10 protein-coding genes are annotated in these 11899 nt (G+C 64.2%); all 10 read right to left on the bottom strand.

Annotated features, from left to right (window positions below):
- Positions 1-23: 23 nt before the first annotated feature.
- Positions 24-464 carry a hypothetical protein gene (locus EG854_RS12285; RefSeq protein WP_123288423.1) on the bottom strand — a complete coding sequence of 147 codons (441 nt, stop codon included), beginning with the start codon at positions 462-464 and terminating at the stop codon, positions 24-26.
- Positions 465-846: 382 nt separating this feature from the next.
- Positions 847-1275, bottom strand: a complete 429-nt coding sequence (locus EG854_RS12275; RefSeq protein WP_123288421.1) for a GNAT family N-acetyltransferase — start codon at positions 1273-1275, stop codon at positions 847-849.
- 331 nt (positions 1276-1606) lie between these two features.
- Entirely contained in the window at positions 1607-3223 is a 1617-nt protein-coding gene (locus tag EG854_RS12270; protein ID WP_164462034.1) for a site-specific integrase, read from the bottom strand.
- A 226-nt stretch (positions 3224-3449) separates the two neighbouring features.
- Positions 3450-4787, bottom strand: a complete 1338-nt coding sequence (locus tag EG854_RS12265; protein WP_241153275.1) for a PH domain-containing protein — start codon at positions 4785-4787, stop codon at positions 3450-3452.
- Between the two features lie 167 nt (positions 4788-4954).
- Positions 4955-5437: a PH domain-containing protein gene (locus tag EG854_RS12260; protein WP_123288418.1), complete on the bottom strand. Its 483-nt coding sequence runs from the start codon at positions 5435-5437 to the stop codon at positions 4955-4957.
- A gap of 139 nt (positions 5438-5576) precedes the next feature.
- The gene (locus tag EG854_RS12255) at positions 5577-5981 is read right to left on the bottom strand and encodes a hypothetical protein (RefSeq protein ID WP_123288417.1); all 405 of its coding nucleotides are present in this window, start codon (positions 5979-5981) and stop codon (positions 5577-5579) included.
- A gap of 87 nt (positions 5982-6068) precedes the next feature.
- Positions 6069-8549 (bottom strand): prolyl oligopeptidase family serine peptidase, encoded by a 2481-nt coding sequence (locus tag EG854_RS12250; protein ID WP_241153265.1) that lies wholly within the window; start codon positions 8547-8549, stop codon positions 6069-6071.
- An 85-nt stretch (positions 8550-8634) separates the two neighbouring features.
- Positions 8635-9186 (bottom strand): hypothetical protein, encoded by a 552-nt coding sequence (locus tag EG854_RS12245; RefSeq protein ID WP_123288415.1) that lies wholly within the window; start codon positions 9184-9186, stop codon positions 8635-8637.
- 16 nt (positions 9187-9202) lie between these two features.
- Positions 9203-10606, bottom strand: a complete 1404-nt coding sequence (locus EG854_RS12240) for an MBOAT family O-acyltransferase (protein WP_123288414.1) — start codon at positions 10604-10606, stop codon at positions 9203-9205.
- A 3-nt stretch (positions 10607-10609) separates the two neighbouring features.
- Positions 10610-11872, bottom strand: coding sequence for a GDSL-type esterase/lipase family protein (locus EG854_RS12235; protein WP_164462032.1), 1263 nt, complete (start codon positions 11870-11872; stop codon positions 10610-10612).
- Positions 11873-11899: the final 27 nt, after the last annotated feature.

Here is an 11899-nt window from a genome sequence, read left to right as displayed (position 1 = left end):
ACCCATAGCGGACCTTTGCTGAATCAGGTCGAGAGGTCAGCATCTTGCCTCGGCAGGAGCCTTCTTCGTAGAGACATCAAATCTTGGCTGCTCCACCCGGCTTTGTCGCAGGCGACTACCGCCGAAAGACCTGCGGCCCTGACGAGATCGATCAGGGTCTGAAGAGGGATCGGCGCCGCTCTGCCGACGACGCGGTCGCGATGCAGATAGGTCAGATCGACCTCGTAATCCGACCGCAAGTCGGCCCTTATCGAATAGGGTCCGTCCATAAATGACAGTAGTTCCGAGGACGAAGTTGCATCGTCGAGCCGTGCCAACCCTTCGAGCCACCAGTTGATGACGATGACTGGAAAGTCATTCCAACCCGCCTCGGGGAAGCTGCCCCAATCAGAAACAAAGTAAATGTCGCCGGTGACGTTTGTTCCAAAATCGAATGTGGAAGGCGAAGCGGTCAAAGCCAGCATTGGGGTCTCCTGACCTACTCGTCGAAACAAGGACAATGACAGCTTTCCACCGTCAGGCGACGGTCTGCTCGCGACCCATAGCGGACGTTAGGCCTTCCGACGCGCCTGCTCGCTTTCAATCGCGTGCCGCTGTTTGAGCAACAGCTTGGATACAATCGGCGACAGCGGCGTGCCGAGTTTCGCCGAGACCCGTGCGGCTTCCCTCACCAACTCTGCGTCGGACAAGCCCGGAAGACTTGCTTCTGACGGGACGCCACTTCGGTTCCGAGAGGTCTTGGCCATGTCCTCATAATGCATGGCCGAGGTCCGCTTTCCAGCCTCAGACGATTGTCGGCTTACGACCCATAGCGGACATTCCCCTGCCTCGGTCGGTGCGCGGACCTCAGGTGACGAGCTGCTTCTTCATGAAGAACCGGGTGTTCGATCCCACAAACTCAGGCAACTCCCCAAAGACCTCATAGCCAAGCCGCTCGTAGAGTCGCTTTGCATTTGGGTTGAACGTGTCGAGCCATGCCCGATTGCAGCCCCGGCTAACAGCCTCGCCTTCAGCCGCAGCTAAGAGCTTTGCGGCAAGGCCTCTACCCCGAAGAGGTTCTCCCACCCAAAGCTTCTCAACAAAGAGCCACCCCCAAACGGTGTATCCCACAAGGCCTGCAGCAAGTGGCTGCCCATCACCCCCAACCGGCTTTGCGATTAGAGCTGTTTTCCCTGCGTCCCCGACTTCAGCATGGTTGAACTGGGCGAGCCCTTCGACGACCAGCGTTGAAACGGGGTCCTCAGCCTGGCTTGAAATAAAGATTTGGTCGTACATTTGAGCACAGTTCCTCTCAGCCTAGGCTACAGAAGCCGGTCGGCCCCTTCAACGTCCGCAAGCCACCCCTAGCAGACTCTAGGAGAGTCCGCTTTCGGGGAGGAAGGATGCGGTCTGCCCGCCGTCAGGAAGCTAGGAACTCGAACTAGCACGGTCGCGCATCACGGCGTTCCGGAAAGCACTTCCCAGAAACTTCCCAGAAACACTTCGAATTACCGTGAACGAAAGCGGAAAGTAGAGAACGCCAAATCCAGCAAACATAAGGGTTTGGCAGGGAGAGCACCTCGTTCACACCGAGGGGGTCACAGGCTCAATGCCCGAAGCAGAAACATCACAAGGGAAATGTCGGAAAATCGATCCGCGCGACTGCCGACGTGAGAACTTTCGGATCGACGCCCGCCCCATATTTGCGGCCCATGCCACCGCTCGTGTGGCCCGTAATAAGGTCAGATATCTCTTCGCTCATCCCGCTAGATCGAGCAGCCTGCTTAAACGTGTGTCTTAGTTCATGAACATTCAGGGTGATCCCACTGAGCTTGCGGTTCTGCCCCAGCCAGTTGGACGCAATGGTGGAAGCTGTCCGTTTTTCGGACGCATGAAGTTCTGGGAACAGCCAGCCCTCTGGGTGACGTTGGGCATAGTCTAAAAGGCCCAATTCGATCAGCTTCTGATGGATCGGTACAAGCCTGCGGCTGCCCTTGTTTTTCACGCGGGTCGGGTCCCCCATGGCCAGCGAGCGATCTCGCAGGTCGAGAAACCAGCCTCCGTCGATCTGCTTGATATGGGCAGCCTTGGCGCTTGCCCACTCATTCAACCGGGTGCCCGACCACAGTGACGCTATGGGCAGCCAATACTTCCAGTCCTTGGTGACGATGCAGCCCACCTTGTGTCGGAAATGGCTGCCATCGTGTCCTGTGAAGAGAGGCAGCTTGAACGCCTGTTCAATCTCTTCAGGGGTGTACGCGGAACCCTGAAGCTCGCTCTTATCCAGCTTGTGCTCGACTACCGAGAACGGGTTTCCTTCGTTCATCCCGAACTTTTCGGCATGCTTAAAGAGCGCCTTAAGGAAAAGTTGCCACTGGAACAGAGCCGCATCTCCGATGGGGGGTTCACCTGTCGCGATCAGCGCGTTGAAATCCAGCTTCGCCAGTTTGGCCGACGTTCGCCGGGCGGGTAGAAGCTGCAGGGCAAGCCAAAAGTCACCGGCTTTCACCTTGCTAATCAGCGCAATATCAACGTCGCCGCCCATGAACTCGGTAAGGCGTTTAACGTACTGATCCTCTTTCGCGGCCTCTTTGGGGGCCTTGGGGCGATGCTTACGCCAATGGTTATGCAGTTCGCTGATCTTCACGCCGGCGAGCTTTTTCGGTTCAGTAGAACCTCCGAACGCCTTCGCCTCGAACGCTCTTGTCCGCTCGGCTAAGGCCGCCGCTTGACCCTTCAGCATGCGAGCATGCTCGATTTCCAGAATCGCGCGGCCAAGCTGTTTCCGGCCTTCGGCGGTGTCCGGCAATCCGGCCTCTCTCAGAGCAGACACGAAAAAGGCTGGGTCGGCCTGCCCCCGCACAGCGTGATGCATCAGTCGCATTAGGCTGCTGATGGCATCAGCGTGATCGTCGCCTCCGTTGGCCGTCACATCATCAAGACCATACCGGGAAAGGACCGCGCCACGGCGCGACACATTGGACTCCATGCGAGGCTGACGGCACTTCCAAGCATCGACCAAGAGCTTGATCTTCTCAGGTGAGGCGCCATCACGAGCCTCCGCGATCATGGCCTTCCACTCGCTTCGTATGCGGGCTGCTTCAGTTTCGGCAGTGACCGGATTCGAGGTCTTCAGATTGTGCCGAAACTCGGCTTTGCCGAACAAGGTCCGAACATCGGCTGGCACAATCATCCGCACCACGTACGAGCCGTGTTCGACCTTCAATCCCTTGGCTGCCCCCACCCGTGCCACTCCGCAATTTTGTAGGGTTTTTGTAGGGGAATACGCCATGGGCGGCAAGCCGAATGGTCAGAACTCAGCGCGCGCGGGCACTCTAGGAGATGCGTCGGCAACCCCCTACATCACCCACCATCGTTTCTTCATTAAGGACATCGCTCTAGACGCTTCGCTGTCGGCAACCTGTCCGGCGCAGCCGAGGCCAGTCCGCGCTAGGCAAGCGTCTTCCGCCCTACGCTGGGTCGGTATCGGTCGAGGTACGAAGGGCTTCCACGCGCTGGATCAGGTCGCGCACAAGCGCCTCCGCCCGGGCGTCCTCAATGTCATGGACTCGTGGGCCGTTGATCCCGCTGCCCCCCGCGGTGTCGATCCGCACGGTTGCAATACCGACCAGTCTCTGAAAGGGCCCACGGCGCACCGTGACGGACTGGACATTGCCGTACGGCACCGTCCATTCGCGCCGCACCAGCACGCCGCGCGTCACCTGCAGGCTGGTCGCAGCCAGCCCATACCGGTGACGACGGCGGCGCAGCAAGGCCACCCCGAGCATGACGGGCATTGCGACCAGCAGCAGCGCGGCGATCGGGTAGAAGAGCGACACCACCAGCAGGATTGCCGTCGGGAGCACCACCATCCCGATGAGGCCGCGCAGGATATGCCACCCGGAGACGGCCTTCAGGTGCGAACGATCAAACGGGGGAAGCCCGGCGAGGGCGATTATGGGGGCCAGCTCATGAGACCTCGCAAACGGGGCCAGTTCCTGCCGGCCCGAGACCTGGTCGCCGCCTCCGAGCGTCTGAACCTTGAGCGCGGACCAGCCAAGTCCCCCGCTCACGGCACCGCGCTCGACCAAGCCCAACTGGATCTGACGCTTGGCCACCACCACTTCGCTTCGGGTCAACAGGCCCCGTCGATAGCGAAACCGTGCGTCGTCATAGGTAAGCGTGAAGCCAAAGTTCTGCAGCACCGTTCGGGTCACCCCGGCCAGTACTCCGAGGGCTACAGCGAAGCCGGCGACACTCAGCAGAACCATTCCGTTGAGCTGCGACTGAATCGCCTGCTCGGCCACGCCGACCACTTCCCGCCACCGGTCCCAGCCATAGCCGAGTACTTGTTCTAGGTACTGCAAAGCCCCGAAAATGCCCGCGATCCAGACCAGCGAGAAGTTGAACACTCCGGAAAAGAGCAGGCGCGGCATACCCATCTGAAACAGCAGGGCCTCGGCTTCGGCCGTGCCGTCCTCGCTGCTGGCCTCGGCACCGGTCCCGCCCACCCGAATGCTGCGGATGACCTCGCGGAGCCTGTGCGCTTCAGGGAGACTGACGCTGACCAGCCGGCCCTCGTCGGCCTCCCCGCCGCCGGTTTCGATGCGGACTTCCGCAATCCCGATGACCCGGGACAAGGGTCCTTGCTTGATCGAAACATCCTGAATGCGCTCGGCAGGGATTGACCGGCGAGTTCGCTTGATCAGACCGCGCGCGATCACGATCTGCCCGGGCAGGATCTGATAGGTGAAGGTGTACCAGCGCAGCCACGCGGAGATCAGGGCGATGGCAACCAGCACCGACATCCCGATCAACAGGGACCCCAGCGCTATGCCTTCCCCCCGCGACCAGGCGAGTACGACGGGAATACCGAACACGAGCGAGGGAGCACCCCGCAGGGACTGAACCAGGATGGTGCGTGGGTCCAGCCGTCTTGGCGGCATGACCTCAGCGATTGTCGGTTCAGGGGCGCTCACCAGGGCGCGTCGCTGATCCGGCTGCGGATCACATCGCGGATGTCCTCGGCCCGCTGGCGACTGATGCCCGAGAGCGCCACCAGGCTGTTCTCGGTCCCAGCCGTGTGCAGGATCAGGGTCGCAACGTTAGCACTCCGCTCGATCGGCCCCTGGCTTACGTCGATGTGTTGAACGCGAGAGACCGGGACGACGGTGTAGACCCGCGTGAACCAGCCATAGGCGACGTGCAGCTCGCGATCCGTGAAGGCATAACCCCAGCGCCGCCAGCGACGCGGGACAAGGAATATGATCGAGACCACGCCAAACAGGCCGACGGCTCCGACAACGAAACCGGGCGAAATGTCTGTGCGCCAGTGCAGGAACACATCGACCGCCACCGCCACCGCCAAAGCGATCAACCAGCCGAGGGCTGATCGAATGCGCAAGACCCTGAGATAGCCGCGCTCCAGCGGTTGAAGCGGAACAGGTTCAAATGCCATCCCCCTCCTTTATGCCCCCGGGTGAACGTGTTCAAAGGCATTGTGTACCGGGCGATCGGAATCCGGCATAACTTCTCGCAGAAATACCTTGGTGGTAAGAATCTACCCGCGGGGGGTCGTTTCGCCGAACCTGCCGCCGTCAGCGAACCTCTTGCCGATAGGGGTCGGACCCCTCCCCCGTATAGTACAGGGTGAAGCGCGTATTGGCGGGAATCCGGATACGTTTGCCCGGCGTCGAACCGTCACCGACATTGCCGACCATGATGTCGTAGCAGCCGGCCGAGACGTCCCAGCTGTAGGACTGCCCCGGGCGCACGACCACGCCCTCGGGCAGCCGGTCGAGGCCATAGGACGAGGCATCACAGGTCGAGATCAGGATGGTGTCAAACGGCTGGCTCTGCGACCGGTTCTCGAAGGTGAACCGCGCCATGGGCTCCCCCTCGCGGATCAGGTCCCCCCCGGTGATCAGCGACATGCAGCCCGACAGCGACAGCGCCCCCACCAGAGCCGCCGCGCCTGCCTTCAGATATGATTGAACCGCCATTCCAGCCTCCCTGCTGATGAGGAAGGATGGAACGGTCAGCCGTCATGGCACACCTGTCGAAAACTGACGGTATGCGGCACCTGCCCCCTACTCGCGGGGGCCGGCGTTCTTGACGTACTGGTCCAGCCAGCGGGTCATTTCCCACAAGGTATGACCGACGGACTCGCGCGCGCGATAGCCGTGCGCCTCCAGCGGCAGCACAACATAGCGAACCGTCGCCCCGTGGCCCTTCAGCGCCGCATAAAAGCGCTCGGACTGGACCGGGAAGGTGCCGGAGTTGTCGTCCGCCTCGCCGTGGATCAGCAGGATCGGCTCATTGACCTGATCGGCATAGGTGAAGGGTGACATCTCCGTATAGGTGTCGCCGGCCTGCCAGTAGGTGCGCTGCTCGGCCTGGAATCCGAACGGGGTCAGGGTGCGGTTGTAGGCCCCCGACCGCGCAATCCCGGTCCGGAACAGGTCGGTGTGCGCCAGCAGATTGGCCGTCATGAAGGCACCATAGCTGTGGCCCCCGACGGCGATCCGGTCCCGGTCCGCCACGCCCATCTCGACCACAGCATCGATCGCTGCCGACGCCGAGGCCGACAGCTGTTCGATATAGGTGTCATTGGGCTCAGCCCCGTCGACGCCGATGATCGGCATGGAGGGGTTGTCGAGGATGGCATAGCCCTGGGTCAGCAGGAACAGGTGGCTGGAGCCGCCCGGACGCACGAACCGGTTGCCGGTGTCGACCACCTGGCCGGCGACGCTGGCGTCCGTGAACTCGGCCGGATAGGCCCACATGATCAGCGGCAGCGGGCCGTCGCGATCCTTGTCATAGCCGGCGGGCAGATACAGTGTGCCCGACAGCTGCACGCCATCGGCGCGCTCATAGGTAATGAGCTGGCGGGTGACATTGGCCAGTTGCGGCGCCGGATCGGGGAAGGCCGTCAGGGCCGTGCGGCTGCCGTCCGACAGGTCGCGCAGCTGGATATTGGCCGGCTCGGTCAGGGTCTCGCGGCGGGTCACCAGGCGCGTGCCCTCGTCGTCCAGAATGCCGACAAGGGTCTCATACTCACCCGGGGCCGAGCGCCACAGCTCGGTCTGTTCGCCGGTCCCAAGGTCCACGGCCGCGAGGAAGGGATAGGCGCCCTCGCGCGTCGCCCCCTGCCCCGACATCAGCATGGCAGAGCCGTTATTCGCGAACTGGATCACCGCGCGGCCGCGACCATTGTCCTCCATGACCGGAGAGCCCGGATCGTTGTAGCGATCCTGATAGTTGCGATCGATCAGCTTGCGCCCCTCACCCGGGTTGGACGGGTCGACGACAAAGCGCATCTCGTGGCGGGTGTTGAACCAGCGCGTGTTGACCAGGGCGACGTCGTCGCGCCCCCACTGGATGCCGGCATAGCGTTCCGGCAGGTCGATCAGGGTGGTCGGCGAACCGCTGAAGGGCGCATCCAGCATCAGCACGCGGTCGCGGGCGGCGACCTCATTGGCGGGATCGCCCCCGTCCAGCGCCTCGACCCAGACCAGGGTGGCGTCGGCATCGGCCCGCCATTGGACCGAGCGCGGGCCGGTTGGCACGGCATCGAACGGCGTCGGCACATTGTCCCGCAGCGGCAGGTCGGCGACCCTGTGCACCGGCTGACCGTTCAGGTCCGTGACCACGACATCGGCCGGGAACAGGCGCGCGGGCACGACATAGCTGTAGGGCCGCTTGGCCACGGTCTGCAGAATGAAGCGCCCGTCCGGCGACAGGGAGGCATCCAGGATCACGCCGGGTTGGCCGATCCGCTTTGCCGGGCCGTCCAGCGGCACCAGCATCAGCTGGCTGGTGAAATAGTGGTCGAACAGGGCCTCGTCGCCCGGGCTGGACAGCAGGTCCTGATAGGTACGGACCGGCGCGGCGCGGCCCATGCTTTCCTCGACGATCGGGCCGGACGGCGGACGGGTCACGTCGGGGGCGGCGCCGCGGCCCTCCGGGATGGCCCGGACCAAAAGCCCGGAGCTGTCAGGCAGCCAGTCGATACCCGTGCCGGCGGCCGCATTGATCACCGGGGCGGTCAGGCGACGCGCCTCGCGGCTGTCGACATCCACCACCCACAGGGCCAGGCCCTCGGGCTCATCCATCAGTAAGGCGATGCCGTTCCCGTCCGGCGACCAGCTTGGCGAGGTGAAGCGCGCGCCCTCGGGCAGGGCAACGGCCTCGGCCTCGGCGCCGTCCAGACCCTTGAGGCTCAGCCCTGTCAGCCAGCTGACCCGGCTGTTGGCCGGGCCGGTGTTGCGCGGATTGATGCGATAGCCGCCCAGCCGCAGCATGGGCTCGGCCAGCTCCGAAATCGGCGGCAGATTCGAGCGATCGAACAGGGCCAGGGTGTCGCTGTCCGGGCTCAGGCTTGGCGCCGGACTGGGCAGAGTGTCAAGGATCTGGGCGATCGGGGCCGGCGGCTGCTGATAGACGACGGGGTCGGTGGCGGCCGCCTGGGCCAGCACGGCCGAAGGGGCCATCGCCGCCAGCGCCATCGCCGGGAAAGCGGTCATCACCGCCAGAGCCGAAAGTCCATTCATCCAGTGACGACGCCGCATGTGATCCACCCCGATAAAGCGCCCCGACTGCAAGGGCGCGGCAAGCTAGGGGCCGGGGGTCGCGCGGGTCAAGCGCGCGATTACCTCAGGCCGGGTCCTGCCCCGGAAAGCGGGCGTCGTGGGCGTCCTGATAGGCGTCGCGGATGGCCTGACGCGGGCGGTCGGCACCCAGTTGCGACACCTGGGTCATCCAGACATCGGCCACCTGTTGCACGGTGACGGTGAACCAGTTCGGCGCCTGCTGCCGCGCCCAGTTCTGGATCGAGGCCCCGTTGAAGACCAACATGAAGACGGCGACGACCAGGATCACCCGAGTGGTCCAGCGACGGTCGCGCGCGGCGAGGACCTCTTCGTCGGCGGGCGGCGGCGGCGGAAAGGCCATTTGCCCCAGGACTTTCAGCCGACTGGGCCGCTTTGTGTCCAGCGGCAGGTCGTGAGCATCGGCGCCGGCATTCCAGTCGCTGGGCGGATCGACCGGATCCGCCGGCGGCGAGGCCGGGGTCTCGACCGGCGGCATGATCTCCTGTCCGACCGGCGGGAAGCGCGACGGCGGAGGCTGAGGGAAATCAGTCGGGAACGGATCGACGGGATCCTGGGGGTCGCGAGGATCTTTGGGGTCGTCGGGATGATCGGCCATGGTGCTCTACCCTCCCCTAGAACTGGAAATAGATGAACGGGGCCACGCCGTCCGGGCGCATGGCCTCGACCAGCAGGAAGGCCGCTCCGACCAGCAGGCCCAGCGTCAGCGACGGTGCCGCCTTCAGCCGCAGCGCCAGCCCCTCGGCCGCGCGCGGCGGCAGCCAGTGCATGCCCAGACCGATGACGATCAGGCCCAGCATGAAGGGCGTGGTTACGGCCAGCGGACCCATCCGTCCCAGTCCCTCAAGCATGGCCCAGGCGAGCTCAAAGGTCTCGGCCCGGAACAGGATCCAGCCCAGGCAGACGATGTGGAAGGTGACCAGCACGCCGACCGCCGTCGGGATCACCTTTCGTCCCCCGAAGGCGGCACGGCCCAGCCGCTCGATCACCTGAACCCCGCCGTGCAGTGCCCCCCAGGCGACGAAGGTCCAGGCAGCCCCGTGCCACAGCCCTCCCAGCAACATCGTGATCATCACATTGAGGCTTGACGACCACAGGCCCTTCTTGCCCCCGCCAAGCGGCACATACAGATAGTCGCGCAGCCAGCTGGAAAGGCTGATGTGCCAGCGGCGCCAGAACTGCTGCATCGAGGAGGCCCGGTAGGGCTGGTCAAAGTTGCGCGGGAAGGAATAGCCGAGCAGCAGGCCGGTCCCGATGGCCATGTCAGAATAGGCCGAGAAGTCGCAATAGATCTGGACCGCATAGCCATACACGGCTGCGGCGATGTCGAACGCTCCATAGGCCGACGGGTCAAAGAAGACCGGATCGACCAGATTGACGGACAGCTCCGAGGCAACGATCGTCTTCTTGAACAGCCCCCAGACGATCAGAAGCAGACCCAGCGTCGCCGCCTCGCGCGTCAGACGCGGGGATCTGGCAAACTGCGGCAACAGGTCAGAGGCCCTGATAATCGGGCCGGCCACCAGTTGCGGGAAGAAGCTCATCAGCAACATCACGTCGAGCAGGCTGTCGGCCGGCTCGGCCGTTCGGCGATGCACGTCCACGACATAGCTGATGCCCTGGAAGGTGAAGAAGCTGATCCCGACCGGCAGCACCACCTGCAACAGCGGCAGATCCCGCTCCCACCCGACCTGGGTCAGCAGATCGGCCATCTGTTCGATGAAGAAGCCGTAGTATTTGAAGAAGCCCAGGATCAGCAGATTGACCAGCACGCCCAGCGCCACCAGCCATTTGCGCTGTGTGGCATTGTCGTTGCGGGCGATCAGGGCGGCGACGCCCCAGTTCAGCACCGCCGACAGGATCAGCAGGCCGACAAACCGCCAGTCCCACTGGGCATAGAAGAACCAGCTGGCCAGCAGCAGGAACACCTTGCGACGACCATTCTCACGGTCCAGCGACCACGAGGTGAAATAGACGAACAGGAAGAAGACGCCGAAGGCGAGCGTCGGAAACAGCATCGATCAGTCTCCTCCCGTGCGGCCGGCACGCCAGCCGTCGTAGGTGGACATCAGATCGTCGGCGAGGATGTCACCGATCCACTCGGCCCCGGTCGCGGTGAAATGCACCCGGTCGCCACGCATCAACGGCTCGCCAGTGCCTGCCAGTCGATCCGCCGAACATGCCCCGCCCATACGCCCGTACCAGTCCCAGAATGCCACACCCAAGTCTTCGGATACCCGGCGTTGCACATCCCGGACCAGTGCGAGGGCGGGCGGCGCCTGCCATTCGCCCTCGCTGCCACAGCTTTGTGACCAGCGTTGCGGACCGGGGGTGGTCTGGCGGCGGCGAAGTCCGTCCGGCGCGCCCATGATCATCAGGACGGCATCAGGGGCGACCTGTCTCAGCGAGGCGATCCGGCGTCGCAGCACCTGCTCATAGGCCAACGGATCGAAATCGTCGTCGAACCCCTCATTGGTGCCATAGGCCAGCAGGATCAGGTCCGGTGGATCGGCGCGCAGCTGGGTCTCGACCGTCGCCGCATCCCGGCCTTCCAGATCCATCAGGGTCGAACCCACGACGCCGAGGTTCGACAGGCTGAGGCCCCCTTTTCCCCACAGCCGGACATCGTCCAGCACCACCGGCGTGTCCACGGCCACCAGCGTCAGGTTTGCATCGCCGGGCGACAGAGCCACCTCGGCACACAGGGGCCCGGCGCTCTCCCGGCGAAAGGCGATGGCCTGCGGCAGACCGATGTCAGGGACGATCTGCAGCGTGCCCCGGTCCGGTCCGGCCTGACCGCAGACGCCGAGCGTCGTCAGGGGCACGCCCGGATCGAGGATGATCGACAGGTGGTCCCCGGTCTCCAGCCGCCCCTGCCCGCCGGCCAGTCCCATGGGCACGCGCGTGCCGCCCGCGATCAAGGGGGCCGGCAGATAGCGGGCCCCGGTCGCCGCGACGCTCACCTGACGCGGCGCATAGCCGACATAGGGCAGGCCGGGCGGCAGGATGCCGCGCCCGCCGCGCCCGAAACGGGCCTGCATTCGGCTGCGCACCTGACCGCTGATCTGGTCGCCCGCCGTATGGCTGTCACCGATCTGCAGAATGTGGATGCGACCGGCGCCCGTGCCGTCAGCCGCCTCCAGCTTCAGGAATGCAGATGCCAGGAATTCGGGCCCGCAGATCGGCGTGCCACAGAGCGTCTCACCCGGCGAAGGGCGCTCGACCGGCACATAAGGCGTCTGCGCGCGACAGGCCGACAGGCCCACCGTCAGGGAGAGAATCATAGCTGCCGCAGCGGCCCGGACCATCAT

This window comes from Brevundimonas halotolerans (genome assembly GCF_003730275.1).
GTDB lineage: Bacteria > Pseudomonadota > Alphaproteobacteria > Caulobacterales > Caulobacteraceae > Brevundimonas > Brevundimonas halotolerans.
This window is presented reverse-complemented; position numbering and strand designations above follow the sequence as displayed.

Excerpts from the sequence above, each read along its gene's own strand:
- EG854_RS12285 (WP_123288423.1), bottom strand. The coding sequence starts at position 464 with ATGCTGGCTTTGACCGCTTCGCCTTCCACATTCGATTTTGGAACAAAC.
- EG854_RS12275 (WP_123288421.1), bottom strand. The coding sequence starts at position 1,275 with ATGTACGACCAAATCTTTATTTCAAGCCAGGCTGAGGACCCCGTTTCA.
- EG854_RS12265 (WP_241153275.1), bottom strand. The coding sequence starts at position 4,787 with ATGTCGGTGCTGGTTGCCATCGCCCTGATCTCCGCGTGGCTGCGCTGG.
- EG854_RS12260 (WP_123288418.1), bottom strand. The coding sequence starts at position 5,437 with ATGGCATTTGAACCTGTTCCGCTTCAACCGCTGGAGCGCGGCTATCTC.
- EG854_RS12255 (WP_123288417.1), bottom strand. The coding sequence starts at position 5,981 with ATGGCGGTTCAATCATATCTGAAGGCAGGCGCGGCGGCTCTGGTGGGG.
- EG854_RS12250 (WP_241153265.1), bottom strand. The coding sequence starts at position 8,549 with ATGCGGCGTCGTCACTGGATGAATGGACTTTCGGCTCTGGCGGTGATG.
- EG854_RS12245 (WP_123288415.1), bottom strand. The coding sequence starts at position 9,186 with ATGGCCGATCATCCCGACGACCCCAAAGATCCTCGCGACCCCCAGGAT.
- EG854_RS12240 (WP_123288414.1), bottom strand. The coding sequence starts at position 10,606 with ATGCTGTTTCCGACGCTCGCCTTCGGCGTCTTCTTCCTGTTCGTCTAT.
- EG854_RS12235 (WP_164462032.1), bottom strand. The coding sequence starts at position 11,872 with ATGATTCTCTCCCTGACGGTGGGCCTGTCGGCCTGTCGCGCGCAGACG.